Origin of the sequence: Bulleidia extructa W1219, from assembly GCF_000177375.1 — a bacterium.
Classification (GTDB): Bacteria; Bacillota_I; Bacilli_A; order Erysipelotrichales; family Erysipelotrichaceae; genus Bulleidia; species Bulleidia extructa.
The window spans coordinates 37,778-58,534 of sequence record NZ_ADFR01000008.1; the positions used below are offsets into that span (position 1 = coordinate 37,778).

Genomic DNA, 20,757 nt, shown 5'->3' on the forward strand with positions numbered 1-20,757 from the left:
CCTATTGGCTAAAAACTCGCTATAGGGATAGATCAATTCTAGGGGTGTTTGAATAAGCCTTTTCACACAAGCAGCTGGCTACTAAGGGAATCACGACTCCAAACGCACACTAAAAAACTCTATCTGCTGCAAAGTTTTCCTAGAGAATAGTACCACTCAAAGTCCATCTCGTCAATTAAAGAAATTATGGTAAAATAAAATGGCAGTAGAAGGGTGGCCCTTTATATGAGTGAATTTTTAAGTTTTATTTCGGATATCCGATTTATTATAGCTGTTGCCGTTTTAGTCGTGATGGCCTGTATTTGGTTGATTTGGACGGCTATTCGTGGTCGGCATTTTCAAAGAGAATTAAATGAGTTAAGAGTGCGTTTTGAATCGGTTCGGATGATCCCGATTTCTTTAAAGATGAATAAAGTCATTAATGTGGCGAATGCCAATGAAGACATCAAGCCACAAGTGGATGAGGCTCATGAACGCTATGATCAAGTCATTTCAACTATGAATGGCTTTGAGGATAGTTTAAAAGAGATGGAAGAAAATATTCAAACCAATCATTTAAGAGGGATGAAAAAGTCCATTTCGACTTTACGTGATGAAGTTCAAAAGTTGGAAGTTGACACAAAAGAAGTGGAACATGGCTTAGATGGTTTTTTGGCGAAAGAAACAGCTCAACGGCAAGAAGTGACTGCTCTTAAGAATCGTTTTAGAGCCATGAAAGCCCAAACTATGGAAATGGCGAATCGTTTATCGTTTGCTTGGCCAATGATCGAACAGAAATTATCGGATACTGAAAAGATGTTTAGTACGTTTGAAGAATGGATGTTTAATGCGGACTTTGATAAAGCCAATAAAGAATTGTTCCGGATTAAGCTAAGTATACAAGATTTGGATCGTGCTTTAGAACAAATGCCCGGTTTGGTTCATGATGGTCAAGGCACCATTCCAAAATTAGCGGAAACTCTTCAAAAAGATTATGTTCACCAACGAAATCGGGGTGTTTATCTAAAACATTTGGAAGTAGAAACCAATTTAAAAATCATGACAGAGTCTTTAAAAGAAGACTTGCGTTTATTAAAAAGCGGATCGGTGGATGGGGTTCGGGAACATTTAGATGATATGATGGCACGTATTAAACAAATGGATACCGCTGTCAAAAAGGAAGGAAAAGCTTTTGAAGAAGTTCATCTATTGACGAAGGATTCTTTATCTTTACGGGATGAAACGGAAAAAACATCTGCTTTTGTGATTGATCAATACGAAAAAGTGTCGGATCGTTTTGGTATGGAAGAAATGAAGTCTAAAATGGATGCTGAAAAGGAACGATTTGCGAAATTAGTGGAAGTGATGCCATCGGTCATTGATACGGTAAAAAATCAACAGACACCTGCTACAGAAGTTTTGATTGGCTTGCGAAAATTAATCGACGATTTGAACGAGTCATATTCTTCTTTTAAAGCGATGAAAGAAGAGTTGGAAGTGGCAACGGGTGAAGAAACAAGGGCTAGAGAGCAACTTGTCAAGTTGCAAGTCACCATGTCCATTGTGCAATTGAAGCTGCGAAAAGCGAAATTACCGGTGATTTCCGTAAAATATGAAGAAGATGTTAATCGTGCGTATGATTATTTTTATCGTATGAATGGTTTGTTAGAAGAAAAACCATTGAAGATGACTTTAATCAATTCAACCATTCAAGAAGCGGTTCCGTTTGTCTATCGACTATTTAGAGAATTAAGCAATGTTTTAGGAACGGCACAAATGGTGGAAGATACGATTGTCTATGGGAATCGTTATCGTTCTACGTATGCGGATATTGATTCGGATCTTAGTCGTGAAGAATTGGATTATCGAAATGGAGAATATACAGCCGCACTGCATAAAGCTATCTCAACGATGGAAAAAATTGTGCCGGGAAGTTATGAATCCATGATGAAGAAGAGTCGTGCTTTAGATGCGTAGAGTGGATTTTGATAGTGCCAGTACTACCAATGTTCAGGCACAGGTATTAAAGACCTATATTGATTTATTACAAAAAGAGTATGCAAATAGTGAATCTCTTTATGATGAAGGAGTAGCGATGCACTTGAAGCTTGAAAAAGCAAGGGCGGCCATCGCTTCTTTATTGCAAGTACAAGCACAAGAAATTATTTTTACGTCCGGAGCTTCAGAATCCAATAGTGCTGCCATCAAAGGGGTTTGTTTTGCCCAAAGAGATAAAAAACACATTTTGACGACATCGATAGAACACTCTTCCGTTCGTTATGCAGTGGCACAAATGGCTGAGATTTTTAACTATGAGGTCACCTATTTATCAGTGAGTGAAAAAGGGGTTATTTCTTTGGAAGAAATGAAAAAATCCTTGAGAGAAGATACGGCTATTGTTTCAATCATGGCTGTCAATAATGAAGTGGGTTCGATACAACCCATTCAAGAAGTGGGTGAATATGTCAAGAAACATTCCCATGCCTATTTCCATGTGGATTTAACGCAAGCCATTGGAAAAGTGGAGTTAGATATGAAATACATAGATTTAGCTTCCATGTCCGCGCATAAGATGAACGGGTTGAAAGGATCGGGTATTTTAGTAAAAAAGAACCACGTTCCCTTTGTTCCATTGATCAATGGGGGTGAACAGGAATTCGGGTTAAGAGGAGGGACGGCGAATGCGTTGGTGGATTTAGTATTAGCTAAAACGCTTCGTTTGTATTTGGAAGAACAAAAGAAAAAACGTCCCCATATCCAGGCTTTGAAAGAAAGACTGGTGACCGGTCTAAGAAAATTAGAAGGAGTATGGATCAATAGCCCATCTGAAGGAATTGCCAACATTGTGAATTTCTCATATCCGAAAATTCCTAGTGAAGTGATGCAAAATGCGTTGAACAAGAAAGGATTTATGGTTTCTGCCAAGAGTACCTGTGATTCGAAATCGAGTGAACCATCGGAGGTATTAATGGCGATGGGCTTGGGAAGAGATAGAAGTTTATCGTCCATTCGTGTTTCTTTTCATGAGGAAAATACTTTGGAAGAAGTGGATTCCTTTTTAAAAGCTTATAGGGAGGTGATTCAACAGTATGGTTCATTATGATACAGTGTTGATTCGTTTTGGGGAGTTGACGACGAAGGGAAAAAACCGGAAGAATTTTATTCATCGTCTATACCAAAATATTTTGTATGCTTTACGGAAAGTACCGCAATTGGAATATCGCACCACTTATGATCGCATTTATATTACTTTAAATGGAGCGGATCATGAGTATGTGAAAACTCAATTAAAAAAAGTGTTTGGAATTTCCTCTTTTTCCTTTACGGAAGCGGTTGTTTCAACCATGGAAGAAATTCAAAAAACTTGTCTTAGAATTGCGAAAGAAAGCCATAAAAAAACGTTTAAAATGATCACGAAGCGGCATGATAAAAAATTTCCGGTGCATTCCGATACAGTGAATCGTGAAGTGGCTTCACATATCTTGGAAGAAACGGATTTAAAAGTGGATGTCCATCATCCTGAATTGGCCATTCAAGTGGAAATTCATGAGGAAAAGACGTATATCACCTATGATAAAATTGCCGGTATTGGCGGTTATCCTGCCGGTATTAATGGAAAAGTGATGATGTTATTATCCGGCGGTATTGATTCACCAGTAGCGACGTACCAATTGATTAAACGTGGTTTGAAGGTTGAGGCCGTTCATTTTGCGGCACCTCCTTATACTTCCGAGGCAGCTAAAAATAAGGTTTTGAAATTGGCTTCAATGATTTCGGACTATCAAGGCGGTATGAAAGTTCATGTGGTTCCTTTTACAGAGTTACAATTGGATATTTATCGAGTGGCTAAAGATCCATATGCGATTACTTTGATGAGAAGAATGATGTTTCGGATTGCCGAGAAATTAGCGATAAACAATCGTTGTTTGGCCATCGGTACAGGGGAAAGCTTAGGGCAAGTAGCCAGCCAGACTTTGGAATCCATGGTTACCATCAATGATGTTGTGCATATCCCTGTTTTAAGACCACTAGTGTCTATGGATAAGGTGGAAATTATTCAATTAGCTCGTGAAATAGGCACCTATGAAACTTCTATTTTGCCATATGAGGATTGCTGTACTATTTTTGATCCGAAAAATCCGGTTACCAAACCGACTATTCAGAAGTCCGTTTTCTTTGAAAGTAAATTCCCATGGCAAGAGTTATTAGAGAAGGCGGTGCAAGAGACTTCTAGTTCAATCGTGTATCCAGAAGAAGAGGAGGATTTTTTTATGAGTCATAAAACACAAGATATCAAAGAGGAATTCAGAGTTAATTTAGAAGGATGTAAAGAGTTTACGGTAGAAAAACTTTTAGAGGAAATCAATAAAACCACGATTCGAGTGGAAAAATGCGATTTTTATTCGATTAATTTGAAATTGAAAATTTATGCCGGATTGAGCTTGTTAAGTAATTGTGAGCCAAATACACGGATGAGAAATTATAAGAAAATTCTAAGGTTACTATGATCTTAGATTTTTTTGAGCATCTGAGTGGTTGAACTTAAAAAACGATGATACATTTTGATGGAAAAGAGGAATGAAATATGAAAGATATGATTATAGTAGGAGCTGGTACAGCCGGTTTATCAGCTGCCATTTATGCCCAAAGATCCGGGTTGAAGGCTTTGGTATTAGAAGGAAATGCTTATGGTGGTCAAATTGTGAATACACCGGATATTGAAAACTACCCCGGCATTGCTCATATCAGTGGCTTTGATTTTGCTACGAATTTGTATCAACAGGCTTTAGATTTAGGAGCTAAGGTGCAATATGAAAAAGTAGTGGAAGTGATTGATGATGGAGAAATTAAAACGGTGAAAACAACAAAGAATGAGTATCAAACCAAGGCTCTTATTTTAGCAACGGGACTGGTTCGTCGTCATATTGGTCTTCCGAATGAGGATCGGTTTATGGGAAAAGGAGTCAGTTATTGTGCCACTTGTGATGGGGCTTTCTTTAAAAATAAAGTAGTGGCTGTCAATGGTGGTGGTAATGTGGCTTTGGAAGATGCGCAGTATTTAGCAGATTTGTGTGAGAAAGTATATATTATTCATCGCCGTGATGCTTTTCGGGCTGAACAGGCTGAAATCAATCGTATTTTGGAAAAGAAAAACATTGAATGTGTGTATGATTCAACAGTGACTAAGCTAAATGGTAATGATCATCTAGAGTCAATTGAAGTGAGGGATAAAGAAGGAAATACGCGTCAATTGGATGTGGCGGCTTTATTTGTGGCTATTGGTCAAATTCCTTTAAATGAAGCTTTTAAGAATATTGTTGATTTGGATGAAAGTGGTTATATCAAGGCAGATGAATTGGGATATACCAACCATCCTGGTATTTTTGCGGCTGGAGATTGTCGTGTGAAGAGTCTTCGCCAATTAGCAACGGCTGCTAGTGATGGAGCTAATGCAGCGACAAGCGCTTATCATTATTTATTGACTTTAAAATAACGTAAAAAAGGACGATATATATTGGCTAGAAATCAGCGGATTTATTCATCCATTTCTTTGATTTTTATGATGATTTATAGTGTTTGAAAAAAGGTGTGAAGAGATTATAATTGGATTATGGATCATCATATAAAGTGCAGAAAGGAAGATGAAAATGAAGAGAGTTTTTGAAAACGCAGCGTTTAACTGTGATAGTCAAGGGAAATATCGGTTACAGGTGGATAGTGAGGGAGTCACGTATGCCTCAGCCGATGGGAAAAAGTCGGTGGATATCAAATTTACAGAAGTTGGATCCATTCTTCCCCTTACTTATTGCAATTCAAATCAGCATTATTTAGTGACTTTTCGTGATTTGGATTGGAAGAATATGGAAGAAATTGATACGGATGTGTCGGTAAGGCCAGAACGGACGATTCAAGGGAATAATATTGTAGAAACCAAATCCATTCTGATTGCGTTTGCTGAGAATAAATTAACCGAAGCATTTCCAAACAATTTAGATAGTCTTGATTTAGAAGTTGCTTTTTCCCTGAAAGAAAAGAAAATCAGGCTTAAAGAAGGGGCGCTGATCGGAGCTAAGCATCAGGTGAAACTGTCGGATATCCGTAGGGTTCAATGTGCTTCTAATGGAACTTTAAGTTATCTTTTGGTTTATACGAAGGAAAAAGGCGGATTTTGGGATATGCCTGATATGAAAGTTCCGGTCAATGAACTCACATTGCCGATTTTGGAAGCGGTGATGGCTAAAAATACCGGTAGAGGGATTGACTTTAGTAAAGGAAATGGGTTTGACCAAAAAACTAGTGAATATATCCTGGAACGATATATGAATTCTACGTTTTTTATGAACAAAGATGGAAGTGTGAGTGATGATTGGCATAAAGTGGCTTTTGAACATATTGCTTTTTATCAAGCGGATTTGCTTATGCCTGAGGAATCATAAATACCACCTATAGTTGAATATTTTCATATAAATTAAAACAATCAGTGCCTTAGTGGACACTGATTGTTATTTTTTGTGGATAGAAAATCTCAATCATCTAGGAGCTTGATAGCGGTCACTTACCATTTTTCTGATCCAGATTTTCTAAAAGAATTTGCAGGAAAAATGAATCATAGGTACTTTTAAATGGTGTCATATAAAAGGAATTAGTGTATAATCAATAATAACATTATCAATAACGTGATTATTGATATAACCATTACGGAGAAGTAGGTATGGCAAATAAAAATCATGAATTAGATCATCCAATCATTGAAGCGGCTAAACAGGAATTTTTACAAAATGGGTTCCAATCAACTTCAATTCATCAGATAGCTAAAAGAGCGAAAGTAACCACCGGAGCTATATATACAAGATATCAAGGAAAAGATGAACTTTTTTGTAGTTTGATAGAAGGTTTTTTACAAGCTTTGGAGAAAGAAAGAAAAGATAATAAAAAAGCATATATCCGTTATTGTGTGGATAAAAATTTTGATCGTTTTTTGAAGGATATAGAGAAAGAAATTGCCGGATATATTGATATTTTATTTGCACATTATGATGAATGTAGACTGTTGTTGTGTTGTAGTAAAGGTAGTTCGGTTGAAATGATGCTTCATGAAATGATGGAGAACAAAGTGTCTGAAACAAAAAAATTTATCAAGCAAAATATGGTTTCAGATATTAGTGAGATAAAACTAGATTTAGTGGAATTATTAATAAAACAACAATTTAATGTATATACCTTAGTGATAGAAAAAGGGTATAGCAAAGATGAAACTGTTGAATATATCAGAATGTTAGGGGAATTCATTGAAGCCGGTTGGGAAAAAACATTCAAAGATTTTATGAAATAAGGATGAATTCTATGGATAAGGTAAATGAAATAGGTGAACCCGTTTTAGATTTTAAAATTGATTTTTCATATGAATTAAAGAAAGAAAAAGCTTTGAGTCATGTGAAGGGCAGTATATCAAAAGGAAGATGCGTGGTTCTTTGTGGTGGAAGTGGATCAGGAAAATCGACATTGCTCAGATGTCTAAATCATTTGATTCCTGAATTTTATGAGGGTATCTTTAATGGGTATATATTAGTCAATGATAAGAATATAAGTCATAAAAATATGGGTGAAGTTGGTGAACTGATTTCATCTGTTTTCCAGGATCCAAGAAGTCAATTTTTCACAATGGAAAGTGATACAGAAGTTTCCTTTGGTTTGGAAAATAAAGGGTTGTCTTTTGAAAAAATAAGAGAAAGAACAAAAGAAGCCTTTTCGAAATTCAACTTGGAATATTTAGAAAATCGAGAAGTTTTTAAATTGTCGAGTGGAGAACGGCAACTAATAGCCATTATGGCTGCTTGGGCAATGGATACCGATATAATTTTATTCGATGAACCGACCGCAAATTTAGATTATTTGGCCATCGAAAAGTTGAAAGAAATTTTGTTACTACTTAAGAAAGAAGGGAAAACACTCCTAATAAGTGAACATAGACTCTATTATTTACAAGGCCTAGCAGATGAATTTTGGCTCATGAAAAATGGTTCTATATATGAAAAATATGAGCAGAATCAATTGCTGGCATTTTCGCCAAGCGAATTGAATGATTTGGGTTTAAGAGTGACTGATTTGAAACAGATACAAATACAAAGCGGACAATCAGATATAGGAAGTGACAAATTGGAAGTCAGAAATTTATCTTTCAGCTATCAGAAACAAAAAATTTTAAAGGATATATCTTTGACGACATCTTCAGGAGAAATTACTTGTCTTATTGGAAAGAATGGCTGTGGGAAAACAACTTTAGGAAAATGTATATCCGGATTACTTAGGTCTCCAAGTGGAAGTATATTTCTAAATGGGGAAGAAATGTCTTCTAAAAAATTAGTACAAGAAAGTTTATTTATTATGCAGGAAGCCGAATTTCAGTTTTTTACAAATTCCGTATTGCTTGAACTGAAATATGGTTTGAATCCATCCAGATATGTGGAAATAGAACCCTTGCTTAAAAAATTTGATATGTGGGAGTATAGGAATAGACATCCTTTTTCTCTTTCCGGCGGTCAGATGCAAAAATTAACTTTAATGATGGCCTATCTTTCAGATAAGAGGATGATTGTGTTAGATGAGCCGACCTCGGGTCTGGATAAAAAAAGTCTAGATACGATAATAGAGCTGATCAAAGAAATGAAGAAACAAAAGATAGTGGTGGTAATCAGTCATGATTTAGAATTGATTGCTGCGGTTTCGAATAAGTGCTTAGAGATTCATGATGGTGTTATACAACGGATTTGTGAAATCAACAGTCATGAAAGCATTAAAAATATGATTGAAATTTTTGAAACAAATGATTTTGAAAATAGGAGTTCCCCTAAAAAAAGAAAGAAATGGTTGGATCCGAGAACTAATTTATTGTTTTTATTTTTTTGTATGATAGCGGTGGGAATTGATCATAAGCAGCTGATTTTTGAATACAATCTGTTAGCACTTCTGTTTTCGATCGTCAATAGAAGATACAAGAGTTTTATAGTCACTGCAAGCATAATAAGTACTATCTATGGCTTTGAGAGGATGTTTCCTTGTGAAATGACATGGTTTATGGCAAATCTGTTACCGAGGTTTATTCTTTTATTTTCTCTGTTTCCTATTCTTTTAGGAGGGCGTGGAGCCACTTATATGCTTGCAGGATTACGAAAAATAGGAGTACCTGAGAGAATATTATTGATTTTGTCTGTTTCATTTAGATTTTTTCCAGTACTTCAAAATGACTTTAATTTATCGAGGCAGGTTTTAAAAATGAGAGGAAGTGGTACATGTAAAAACATCATTCAAAAAAAACTGGCGTATTTGGAAGCACTTGTTATTTCCTTAGTTTTCCGAGTGATCAGAATAGGAGAAACATTATCAGCTTCCGCCGAAACTAGAGGAATAGGCTTAAAACACAAGAAAGGTTCCTATATCTCTTTGCGATTTAACTTATTTGATTATTTGTTGATGATTGGTATGACATTCATTTTAATAATCAATATATTTGAAAAATAGGAGGATGAAAGATGAATAAAAATAGTTTGAAAGTGAAAGACATAGTTACGGTTACATTATTATCGTTATGTAATATTTTGATTTTTTCGTTAGGGACATTTATGTATGCGACACCGATGACCATACTACTGACTCCGGTGATGTATTCATTATTGCAAGGGGTAGTTTTTTTCGTGATTGGAGTAAAAGTGAGAAAGAAGGGAGCATTTCTGATCTATTCTTTTATTCAAGGAGTGATAGCGTTTTATCCGCCATATATCTTAATGTTTATGATTTCAGGTTTAATAGCTGAGTTGTTATTATACAAACATGGATATGGAAATTTGACATCAATTGGTATTAGCTATGTGATTCAGCAAACTTTGGCTTCTATAGGAAGTGTGATTTATCCCTATACCGTTGCTTTAAATAAAACGTTAGGAAGTATCAAGGGAAAAGAATTGGTTTCAAATATCACAAAAGCCGGTGAAATGATTGCTTCTTGGGGATCGCTGATACTACTTGTTTTGGTGATAGTAGCTGCTACTATAGGTGCTTATATAGGAAATAAAGTGGTCAAGAAACATATTTTGGAAAAAGAAGTGAATACACAGGAATTGTTATAAAAAAGAGAACGGATAGTCAATATGTGACAAAAAATTCATTTGGTCAAATAAGTTTAACTACAAACAAAAATGATCAGGAAGAGGTTTTCTGTGAAAATGGGTATAACAGAAGAAATTAAAATGGGCATCCAGTTGAAGAATAAGCCATTTAAAATTGACTAAAAGTATATTTTTCTGTATCATATTTACGTTATCGCCTCTTGAGTCGGTAACCGCACAGAAAAGGGTTTGAAATAAATGCGTAAGCTCCCTTAATGGCGCGTCTTAAGATAAGAAATGGAGGTATGTAAATTGTACGCAATTATCGAAACAGGCGGAAAGCAAATCAAGGCTGAAGTTGGTCAATCTATCTTTGTTGAAAAGTTAGCTGGGGAAGCCGGGGACAAGGTTGTCTTAGACAAGGTTGTGTTGGTTTCTGATGCTGAAACAAAGATTGGGGCTCCTTATGTTGATGGGGCTAAGGTTTCTTGTGTTATTGAAAAACAAGGAAAAGAAAAGAAGATTATGATCTTCAAATACAAGGCCAAGAAGGGCTCCACTCGTCGTAAACAAGGTCACCGTCAACCATACACCAAGTTATTAGTTGAATCCATTGAAGCCTAATGATTCAAATTCGGATTCGAGAAGTGGATGGTCATTTCATCGGCTTGCACTTTTCCGGTCATGCGGGTAGTGATGAACCGGGAAGGGATCTTATCTGTGCCGCTATCAGTAGTATTGCTTTTGGGACGTTGAATGCGTTAGAAACCATGAAACCTCAACAAAAGTTATCGGTGGAAGAAAATGAAATTGATATTGAGGTTTTAAATCCTGATCAGGTAACGGATACGATATTACGAACGGCTTATATTCAATGTGAGACGGTTCGTGATCAAAATCAAGAATTTATTCAAATTAAGAAGGAGAAAGTCAAATGAAACTTAAGTTTACATTAGATATTCAGTTCTTTGCTAGTAAGAAAGGGGTATCTTCCACAAAGAATGGTCGTGACTCAGCCGGTCGTCGCTTGGGCGCTAAGAAGGCGGATGGGCAATTCGCTACTGCCGGTTCAATCATTTATCGTCAACGTGGTACCAGAATTTATCCAGGCAAGAATGTCATGCGTGGTGGGGATGATACTTTATTCGCGACATGCGCCGGTATTGTGAAATACGAACGTTTAGGTCGTGATAAGAAACAAGTCTCTGTGTATCCACAAGCGGCTTAATGAAACGAATGCTCCTGGAAACAGGAGCTTTTTTAAAGAAAGGAGTCTGGCATGATTGATGTTGTGAAAATAGCTTTAAAAGCAGGTGATGGCGGTAAAGGGGCTGTTGCATGGCGACATGAGAAATTTTATCCAAATGGTGGTCCGTTTGGTGGCGATGGGGGTAAGGGAGGAGATATTTATTTCCAAGTAGATACCAACGAAACAACTTTAACCAAACTTCGCTTTACCAAATCGATCAAAGCGGGCAACGGGATGCCGGGCTTAACTAAAAAAATGCACGGAAAAAGTGCGGATGATGTCATTGTTTCAGTTCCCTTAGGAACCATGATTCGTCATGCAATCAGCCACGATTTATTGGCTGATTTAACAGAACCGGGTCAAAAAGTATTGATCGCTAAAGGTGGAAAAGGCGGGCTAGGTAATCAGCACTTTGCGACGGCTCGTAATGATGCCCCAGAATTTGCTCAACCGGGGGAAATCGGGGAAAGTTTGACCGTTGTGGTGGAACTTCGTTTGTTGGCGGATGCCGGTTTGATTGGCTATCCGTCCGTTGGTAAGAGTACCTTTTTAAGTGTGGTGACCAATGCTCGACCAGATATCGCCGAATATCCTTTTACAACCCTTGAACCGAATATAGGAGTGGTTTCTTTACCGGATGGAAGGGGTTTTGTGTTAGCCGATATGCCGGGATTGATTGAAGGGGCGAAAGAAGGTAAGGGTTTGGGGCATGAATTCTTACGTCATATTCAGCGTTGTCGGGTGCTGATTCATGTCATTGATATGTCAGGAGAATGGCGTAATCCGGTGGATGATTATCGCATTATCAATGAAGAATTGTTTCAATACGACGACTCTTTAAAAAAACGTCCACAAATTGTGGTCGCAAATAAAATGGACGATGAATACGCTGTTTTTCATTTGGAAGAATTTAAGAAAGCCTATCCTGATTTAAAGGTATATGAAGTATCCGCAATCACTCATAAAGGGCTAGATCCGGTTCTTTATGACACGATGAAGATGATTGAAGCCAGCAAACAGGAAGAAATCAAGGAAACCCCGACGGCTTTAGGCGAAGTGGTGTATCGCTTTGAACCTAAGAAACCGGATTTCAAGATCGTGAATATGGGCCATGGGAAATTCCGTGTCGATTCCGCAAAAGTGGATCATTTATGCGATGATGTGGATTTTGAAAAACCAGAAGAGGTCTATCAATTCGCTCTTACTTTACAAAAAATGGGAGTGGATAAGGCGTTAAAAGAAGCCGGTGCTCAGCCTGGTGATTCCGTCATTGTGGGAACGTATATTATGGAATATAGTGAATAGCACACATAGTGCTATTTTCTTTTTATGATATGATTAATAGGAAATTGTGAGGTAAACCATGATTGCTTTTATTCAAGGTGTGATTACAGAAATCGGGGATGATTACATTGTTATCAATCATCAGGGATTGGGATGGCTGGTGTATTATCCTCATAGCCTAGAAGTCCATGTAGGAGAAGAACTACAAGTGTTCACACACATGTCTGTTTCAGAAAATGATATGCGTTTATACGGCTTTTCTTCCTCTAAGGAAAAAACATTATTTTTAAATTTAATATCCGTTAAAGGACTAGGACCAAAAACAGCGATGACCATGCTACAAAAATCGGGTTATGCCTTGATTACAGAGGCTATTTCAAAAGGAGATGTGGCAGCTTTAAAGAAGTTACCGGGAATTGGGGCAAAGAGTGCCAGCCAGATTGTGCTTGATTTACAAGGGAAATTAGTGGCGGTTGAAGTTAGTTCTACGAAGATGATGAACTATCCATTAGAAATTCAAGAAGCACTAGAAGCTTTGAAAAATTTCGGATATAAAGGTGGAGATTTGAATGTGGTAGGGAATAAGATGTTGGAACAACCATCTATGAAAACGGAAGAATACATTCGTTTTGGATTGAAGTTCTTTGCGTCTCGTTAGAAAGGATGATGTGATGGAGGATCGTTTAGTAACAGCCGATCGTTTGGCCATGGAGCAGGAAGAAGAAAGTCTTCGTCCAATCAGTTTGCAAGAATATATTGGTCAAGATCGTTTAAAGGAAAATTTACGAATTTATATTCAAGCTGCTTTGGCCAGAGAAGAATCTTTAGATCATGTCCTTTTATATGGCCCACCGGGTTTGGGAAAGACAACCTTGGCGCATATTTTAGCAAATGAAATGAACTCTAAAATTAAAGTGACCAGTGGACCAAGTATCGCTAAGGCTGGTGATCTGGCTTCTATTTTATCCGTTCTAGAACCGGGTGATGTTTTGTTCATTGATGAAATTCATCGGCTACCGAAGGTGGTGGAAGAGGTATTATATCCGGCAATGGAGGACTTTGTGTTGGATGTGACCATTGGTGGAGATAGTGGTTCTGTTCGTAGTTTGCGACTGGATTTACCGCCATTTACTTTAGTGGGAGCTACGACACGAGCTGGTGATTTAAGTTCTCCTTTGCGAGATCGTTTTGGTATTACTTCTAAATTGGAATATTATACCCAAGAACAGTTGGCTAAAATTGTGGCACGAACGGCTAGAGTATTGGATACCCCGATTGAGGAGAAAGCCGTGATTGAGATAGCTAAGCGTTCCAGAGGAACCCCTCGTATTGCCAATCGATTATTGCGACGTATTCGTGATTTTGCTCAGGTGTTGAATCATGGCTATTTGAGCTATGAAATCGCAAGAGACGCTTTACAACGGTTGCATGTCGATGAATTAGGCTTAGATGAAGTGGATATTCGTTACTTAAAAGGAATTATCGAACGTTTTCATGGTGGTCCGGTCGGCTTGGATTCTTTGGCAAATGCCATCAGTGAGGAAACAACCACATTAGAAGATGTCTATGAACCGTATTTGATTCAAATCGGTTTTGTGAATCGAACGTCCAGAGGTAGAGTCGTGACAGAAAAAGCTTACGAACACTTACATATTCGTCAACAAGGAAGTTTATTTGATTTATGACACAAAAAGAAGAAAAATGGTATTTGTTGTCCATGAAACTGCGGTATTTCATGGCGAGTTTCTTTAGCTTTGTGCTGTTATTTTCCGGACTGGCTTTTTTCGTTTGGTTGTTGGAGTTATTTATCACCATAGGGCCATGGATGAATCTGACTTTGGCTATTTTGGGTTTATGTCTTAGCGCCTACTTTTGTCCAAGAATTTTAAGAATTCCAGTCATGAAGCATTGGCTGAGTTACGATTTAAGTCAAAGATGATTGAATTTATGAAGAAAGTTACCTATAATACTGTTAAAGCTGTGATGGGAAGTAAGTAAAGAAACTGGTGGTAGAGAGTCTTTGGTGGGTGAAAAAAGATACGAGTCTTTGCGTCGTCGTCCCGGAGTTATTTTTCTGAACTCAAGTAAGAAAAATCGGTGCAATCCGTTATCGAAGACAAGAAGTAAATAAGGTGGTACCACGTTTGTTTGAACGTCCTTTGTGAAAAGGACGTTTTTATTTGGAAAGGATTTGTATGAAACATCAACTAAACACAAAATATGACCATCATCAAGTAGAAGAGGGTTGCTACAATCAATGGTTAAAAAAGGGGTATTTTACAGCCGGAGATAAACACAAAGAGCCGTTTACTATCGTGATTCCCCCACCAAATGTCACGGGAATTTTACACATCGGCCATGCTTTTGATACTACGATTCAAGATATGATTGCTCGTTATAAACGCATGCAAGGATATGATGTGCTATACTTGCCCGGAATGGATCATGCCGGTATTGCCACACAAGCAAAAGTAGAGGCTAGACTCAAGAAACAAGGTTTGAATCGCTATGATCTTGGTCGTGAAAAATTTTTAGAACGCGCTTGGGCTTGGAAGGAAGAATACGCTGCAACGATTCGTTCGCAATGGGCTAAATTAGGTTTGTCATTAGACTATACAAGAGAAAGATTTACGATGGATGAAGGCTTAAATGAAGCTGTGCGTAAGGTTTTTGTACAACTGTATCATGAGGGCTTGATTTATCGTGGCAAAAGAATCATCAACTGGGATCCACAAGCTAAGACAGCTTTAAGTAATATTGAAGTGGTGTATCAAGATGATCCGGGAAAAATGTTCTATTTTTCGTATGATGTAAAAGATAGTCAAGACAGTTTTACGGTGGCGACCACTCGTCCGGAAACGATGTTTGGGGATGTTTGCGTGGTGGTGAATCCAAAAGATGAACGTTATCAGCATTTGATTGGTCAATATTGCATCAATCCGGCCAACGGGGATGTGATTCCTGTGATTGGAGATGAGTATGTGGATATTGAATTTGGAACGGGAGCTATGAAATGTACACCAGCACACGATCCGAATGACTTTGAAATTGGTAAACGGCACCAGTTAGAAGCGGTTTTGGTAATGAATCCGGATGGTACGATGAATGAAAAAGCCGGTTGTTATCAAGGAATGGATCGCTACGCTTGTCGAGAACAATTAGTGAAAGAAATTGAAAAAAATGGTCATCTTGTGAAGATCGAAGAATTCGTTCATTCAGTCGGTCACTCGGAAAGAACCAATGCGGTGGTGGAACCGTACTTAAGTGAACAATGGTTTGTGAAGATGAAGCCATTAGCTCAGGATGTTTTAAAGACTCAAGCTGATGAAAACGAAAAAATGACTTTCTATCCACCCCGCTTTGAAAAAACCTTTAACAATTGGTTAGAAAATATTGAAGATTGGTGTATTTCTCGTCAGTTATGGTGGGGACATCGTATTCCGGCTTGGTATCATAAAGACACAAAGGAGATATACGTTGGACAAGAAGCCCCTCAAGATATTGAAAATTGGAGACAAGATGAAGATGTTTTAGATACTTGGTTTTCCAGTGCTTTATGGCCGTTTAGTACCCTTGGTTGGCCTAAGGAAACGGAAGACTTCAAACGGTATTATCCAAACAGTATGATGGGTACCGGTTATGATATTATCTTCTTTTGGGTGGCTCGTATGGCTTTTCAAGCTCGTCATTTTACCGGTCAAGCTCCTTTTAAAGATGTCGTGCTTCATGGCTTAATTCGCGATGCTAAAGGAAGAAAGATGTCAAAATCATTAGGAAACGGGATTGATCCGATGGAAGTGATTGATCAATATGGAGTGGATGCTCTTCGCTATTTCTTAACGACTAATTCCACTCCTGGTCAAGATTTGCGGTATATTCCTGAAAAAGTAGAAGCCGCTTGGAATTTTATCAATAAAATTTGGAATGCGTCTCGCTTTGTGTTGATGAATTTAGAAGACACAACAGATTTTCGTTTAGAAAATAAATCATTAAACTCCATTGATAGGTGGATTTTGACCAAGCTTAACAAAACAATTGAACAGGTGACTTTGAATATGGATAAGTATGAATTTGGCTTGGCAGGCAGTGAATTATATGGTTTTGTTTGGGATGATTTTTGTTCGTGGTATCTTGAATTAGCTAAGTCAAATTTAAGAAGTGAACATCATGAAATACAAGCCGCTACTAAGGCAACATTAGCGTATGTTCTAAAGGCTGTTGTTTGCTTATTGCATCCCTATATGCCTTTTGTGACAGAAGAAATCTACTTAAATCTTCCGGAACATTTAGAATCCATTCAACAAGAATCTTGGCCAATTCCAATGGCAGTACCTGATTTTAATATGGAGTCCATGGAGCGAATCGTCAGTACGATTTCAAGATTGAGGGAAGTGAAATCCATTCACGACTTAAAACCCAATGTCGTTCTACATTTCTGTTTAAAAGATTTGGATGGAAACAAGGTTGAGAAACAAGCTGATTTTGCGTCAATGATTCAAACGATGACCAAGTGTGAATGGGTGGAAGAGATTTATGGTGAACCATCTATTGAAACTCTTCGTGAAGGAAGCTTGATGTTGGCCATGAAGGAATTAAGCGATCCGAAAGAAGAAAAAGTAAAACTGGAAAAAGAAAAAATTCGTTTAGAAGGAGAAATCAAGCGAAGTAAAGGTATGTTATCCAACCCTAACTTCATTCAAAAAGCTCCCAAAGAAAAAGTTGAGTTGGAACAACAGAAACAAGAAACCTATAGGAAACAATATGAAGTGGTGTTAACTCGTTTGAAAGAATTGAAAGATATAGAGGAATAAAGAGAGAAAAATCTTCTCTCTTTTTTTGGGAAAAAATCATTTATTTTTTTTGTAAATATCGAGATAGTGCAAGATAAATATTGTGAAATGAAAGCGGTTATACTAAAATTTCAGTAGTTAGTAGTGGAGGTCTTTTATGACAAATCAGAAATATGTCTATCAATTCCAAGAAGGAAATGGATCTATGCGTGCTTTATTAGGTGGTAAAGGGGCTAATTTGGCCGAAATGAGAAACCTCGGCATGCCAGTACCGGAAGGTTTTACAGTGACCACAGAAGCTTGTACAGCTTATTATGAAGATGGGAAGAGAATCAATGAATCCATCTTAGAGGAAATTAAGAAAAATGTTCTTTGGTTGGAAGAAACCACCGGAAAGAAATTAGGTAGTCGAGAAAACCCATTGTTGGTTTCCGTTCGTTCGGGTGCTCGAGCTTCAATGCCGGGGATGATGGATACCATCTTAAACTTAGGAATCAACGATGAAGTTGTTCAGGTGATTGAAGAAAAATCAAATAATACTCGTTTTGCGTATGATTCTTACCGTCGTTTTATTCAAATGTTCTCAGACGTTGTGATGGGCTTAGATAAATCTAAATTTGAAAAGATCATTGATGAAGTGAAAAAGCAACGTGGTGTTGAATTAGATATTGATTTGAATGGCGAAGACATGAAGGAATTAACGGCTCGTTTTAAGGCTTTCTACGAAGAAAACTTACATGAAACTTTTCCACAAGATCCTCATGTTCAATTGGAAAGATCGGTGGAAGCTGTGTTCCGTTCTTGGAATAATGAACGAGCAATTTTCTATCGCCGTATGAATGATATTCCGTCCAGTTGGGGAACGGCTGTGAATGTGATGGAAATGGTGTTTGGCAATATGGGTAACGATTGTGGAACAGGGGTTGCCTTTACGAGAAATCCGGCCACTGGCGAAAAGAAGCTGTTTGGGGAATTTTTAATGAATGCCCAAGGAGAAGATGTGGTAGCCGGTATCCGAACTCCTCAACCAATCGCTGAATTAGCGAAGACCATTCCAAACGCTTACCAAGAGTTTATTGAAATTTGCAATCGTTTAGAGAAACATTATCACGATATGCAAGATATGGAATTTACCATTGAGCATGGCAAGTTATTTATGTTACAAACCCGTAATGCCAAGCGGACGGCTACGGCGGCTTTAAAGGTTGCAGTGGATATGGAAATGGAAGGTCTTGTCACAAAAGAACAGGCTCTTTTGATGGTGGAACCAAAACAATTGGATGATTTATTACATCCTCAATTTGATCAAAAATCCTTGGCGGCGAAATCCGGTGACATTATTGCAAAAGGATTGGCGGCCTCTCCTGGGGCAGCGTGTGGGGAAGTGGTCTTTACGGCTGAAGATGCGAAAAATAAGGCTTCTTTAGGTCGCAAAGTCATCTTGGTTCGTTTAGAAACAAGCCCGGAAGATATCGAAGGGATGCACGTTTCACAAGGTATTTTAACTGTTCGTGGTGGTATGACATCACATGCGGCAGTGGTGGCGCGTGGGATGGGAACTTGTTGCGTATCAGGAGCCGGCATGATTCAAGTCGATGAAGAAGCTGAAACATTTACAGTAGGTCAGGAGACTTATAAGGTAGGAGATATCATCTCTCTAGATGGGTCAACCGGTAATGTGTATCGGGGACGTATTGAAACGGTTCCGGCTACGATTTCAGGCGACTTTAAGACCTTTATGACTTGGGCAGATGAAACCCGCACGATGAAAGTACGTACGAATGCCGATACGCCAGAAGATGCACGCAAAGCTCTTGAATTCGGTGCGGAAGGTGTCGGCTTGGTTCGTACAGAACATATGTTCTTTAACTCGCAAGAAAGAATCAATGCGATCCGCGAGTTGTGTATTTCCACGAATGATGAACAAAGAGAAAAAGCGTTAGCCTTATTGGAACCAATGCAGCAAGCGGACTTTGAAGGCATTTATGAAGCGATGGAAGGAAGAAGTGTGACGATTCGTTTATTAGATCCGCCTTTACATGAATTTTTACCTAAGACAGCTCAAGAAGCGGAGCAAGTGGCAAAAGATTTGGGCGTGACGGTTGATGAAATCATCATGGCTTCCGCAAACTTACATGAATTTAACCCGATGATGGGTCATCGTGGTTGTCGTTTGGATGTTACTTATCCGGAAATCGGTCGTATGCAGGCACGCGCCATTATGAAAGCAACCTTAGCCGTTAACAAACGTCATCCGGAGTATCACCTAGTGCCGGAAGTGATGATTCCTTTGGTTGGAGAAAAGAAGGAATTGGATTATGTGGCGGATGTGGTACGCAGTACGTTTGATGAAGTGATCCAAGAAGCTGGTGTTAAACAAGACTATCAAGTAGGTACGATGATAGAAATTCCTCGTGCCGCCTTAACAGCGGATCAATTGGCTGAAACAGCGGAATTCTTCTCCTTTGGAACCAATGACTTAACACAAATGACTTTTGGGTTCTCAAGAGATGATGCCAGCAAGTTCTTGACGGATTACTATGATAAACATGTTTATGAATCCGATCCGTTTGCTCATGTAGATCAAGTGGGCGTTGGACAATTGATTCAAATGGCTTGCGAAAAAGGGCGCTCGACTCGTCCTGATATTCATCTAGGTGTTTGTGGAGAACATGGTGGAGATCCGGCAAGTATTAAGTTTTTCCAAAAAGTTGGATTGACTTATGTGTCTTGTTCACCATACCGTGTACCGATTGCTCGCTTAGCTGCTGCACAAGCTGCTATTTTAGAGAAACAATAATCAAACTACATAAAGGGGACTTTTTAAAGGTTCCCTTTTTATGACAAAATGAACTTAATACAATAGATTCTGGGGAGAATGAAAAGATGATGAAGACATTACAACGTTGTGGAGTGCTTGTACTAACGCTTGCTTTATTGATCGGTATTTTACCGGTGGATACGATTCTTTATGCCAAAGCACAACCAACCAAGAAAGAGACTGATGTATCCAATAAAAAAACAAGCGGTCAAATGACCACTTTAAAATATCCGATGCACCAATTACAAAAGATGACTCAGCATAGAGGACAAGTGATGAGAAAAACTAGTGCCTTGGATAAACATGGGAATCTTATTTATCCGGTTGAAAATGGGAATATTTACTTTAATAAAACTAAGAATACGATTGTAAAAGCAGATCAAACCATCACTTCAGCCATAATTCCATCAAACATCGAAGGAATACCTGTAAAAGCGATCGGAAATGAAGCGTTTCGGGATTGTTCTAAATTAAAGACAGTCAGTTTACCGAAGGGATTAGAAGGGATAGGCAACAAAGCATTTTCATACT

General features: G+C 38.1%; 18 protein-coding genes and 1 other annotated feature. All 18 genes read left to right on the forward strand.

The window, feature by feature from the left end:
- The first annotated feature begins 225 nt into the window (after positions 1-225).
- Complete coding sequence (locus HMPREF9013_RS04390; RefSeq protein ID WP_006627175.1) at positions 226-1,956, forward strand: septation ring formation regulator EzrA; 1,731 nt, start codon at positions 226-228, stop codon at positions 1,954-1,956.
- Complete coding sequence (locus tag HMPREF9013_RS04395; RefSeq protein WP_006627176.1) at positions 1,949-3,082, forward strand: cysteine desulfurase family protein; 1,134 nt, start codon at positions 1,949-1,951, stop codon at positions 3,080-3,082. The genes HMPREF9013_RS04390 and HMPREF9013_RS04395 overlap by 8 nt, the downstream gene beginning before the upstream one ends.
- Positions 3,069-4,487, forward strand: a complete 1,419-nt coding sequence (gene thiI / locus HMPREF9013_RS04400; RefSeq protein ID WP_006627177.1) for a tRNA uracil 4-sulfurtransferase ThiI — start codon at positions 3,069-3,071, stop codon at positions 4,485-4,487. The genes HMPREF9013_RS04395 and thiI overlap by 14 nt, the downstream gene beginning before the upstream one ends.
- 77 nt (positions 4,488-4,564) lie before the next feature.
- Positions 4,565-5,473 (forward strand): thioredoxin-disulfide reductase, encoded by a 909-nt coding sequence (gene trxB / locus HMPREF9013_RS04405; protein ID WP_006627178.1) that lies wholly within the window; start codon positions 4,565-4,567, stop codon positions 5,471-5,473.
- 154 nt (positions 5,474-5,627) lie between these two features.
- Positions 5,628-6,416, forward strand: a complete 789-nt coding sequence (locus HMPREF9013_RS04410; RefSeq protein ID WP_006627179.1) for a hypothetical protein — start codon at positions 5,628-5,630, stop codon at positions 6,414-6,416.
- Positions 6,417-6,691: 275 nt separating this feature from the next.
- Positions 6,692-7,312 (forward strand): TetR/AcrR family transcriptional regulator, encoded by a 621-nt coding sequence (locus HMPREF9013_RS04415; protein ID WP_006627180.1) that lies wholly within the window; start codon positions 6,692-6,694, stop codon positions 7,310-7,312.
- An 11-nt stretch (positions 7,313-7,323) separates the two neighbouring features.
- Positions 7,324-9,498 carry an ATP-binding cassette domain-containing protein gene (locus tag HMPREF9013_RS04420; protein WP_006627181.1) on the forward strand — a complete coding sequence of 725 codons (2,175 nt, stop codon included), beginning with the start codon at positions 7,324-7,326 and terminating at the stop codon, positions 9,496-9,498.
- Between the two features lie 11 nt (positions 9,499-9,509).
- Positions 9,510-10,103, forward strand: a complete 594-nt coding sequence (locus HMPREF9013_RS04425; protein WP_006627182.1) for an MptD family putative ECF transporter S component — start codon at positions 9,510-9,512, stop codon at positions 10,101-10,103.
- Between the two features lie 291 nt (positions 10,104-10,394).
- Positions 10,395-10,706, forward strand: a complete 312-nt coding sequence (gene rplU, locus HMPREF9013_RS04430; protein WP_006627183.1) for a 50S ribosomal protein L21 — start codon at positions 10,395-10,397, stop codon at positions 10,704-10,706.
- A complete protein-coding gene (locus HMPREF9013_RS04435; protein ID WP_006627184.1) occupies positions 10,706-11,020 on the forward strand; it encodes a ribosomal-processing cysteine protease Prp in 315 nt (104 codons plus the stop codon). Before rplU ends, HMPREF9013_RS04435 begins: the two co-directional genes overlap by 1 nt.
- Complete coding sequence (gene rpmA, locus HMPREF9013_RS04440; RefSeq protein WP_006627185.1) at positions 11,017-11,310, forward strand: 50S ribosomal protein L27; 294 nt, start codon at positions 11,017-11,019, stop codon at positions 11,308-11,310. The genes HMPREF9013_RS04435 and rpmA overlap by 4 nt, the downstream gene beginning before the upstream one ends.
- Positions 11,311-11,361: 51 nt before the next feature.
- Positions 11,362-12,636: a GTPase ObgE gene (gene obgE, locus HMPREF9013_RS04445; RefSeq protein WP_006627186.1), complete on the forward strand. Its 1,275-nt coding sequence runs from the start codon at positions 11,362-11,364 to the stop codon at positions 12,634-12,636.
- A gap of 58 nt (positions 12,637-12,694) precedes the next feature.
- Entirely contained in the window at positions 12,695-13,273 is a 579-nt protein-coding gene (gene ruvA, locus HMPREF9013_RS04450; RefSeq protein ID WP_006627187.1) for a Holliday junction branch migration protein RuvA, read from the forward strand.
- Between the two features lie 13 nt (positions 13,274-13,286).
- Positions 13,287-14,300, forward strand: a complete 1,014-nt coding sequence (gene ruvB, locus HMPREF9013_RS04455) for a Holliday junction branch migration DNA helicase RuvB (RefSeq protein WP_006627188.1) — start codon at positions 13,287-13,289, stop codon at positions 14,298-14,300.
- Complete coding sequence (locus tag HMPREF9013_RS04460; protein WP_006627189.1) at positions 14,297-14,554, forward strand: hypothetical protein; 258 nt, start codon at positions 14,297-14,299, stop codon at positions 14,552-14,554. Before ruvB ends, HMPREF9013_RS04460 begins: the two co-directional genes overlap by 4 nt.
- Positions 14,555-14,586: 32 nt before the next feature.
- Positions 14,587-14,778 (forward strand) — a binding site (T-box leader).
- Positions 14,779-14,810: 32 nt separating this feature from the next.
- Positions 14,811-17,426: a valine--tRNA ligase gene (locus HMPREF9013_RS04465; RefSeq protein ID WP_006627190.1), complete on the forward strand. Its 2,616-nt coding sequence runs from the start codon at positions 14,811-14,813 to the stop codon at positions 17,424-17,426.
- 136 nt (positions 17,427-17,562) lie between these two features.
- Entirely contained in the window at positions 17,563-20,205 is a 2,643-nt protein-coding gene (ppdK, locus tag HMPREF9013_RS04470) for a pyruvate, phosphate dikinase (RefSeq protein ID WP_006627191.1), read from the forward strand.
- An 86-nt stretch (positions 20,206-20,291) separates the two neighbouring features.
- Positions 20,292-20,757, forward strand: a 466-nt coding sequence (locus HMPREF9013_RS04475) for a leucine-rich repeat protein (RefSeq protein ID WP_006627192.1), incomplete at its 3' end; no start/stop codon positions are given.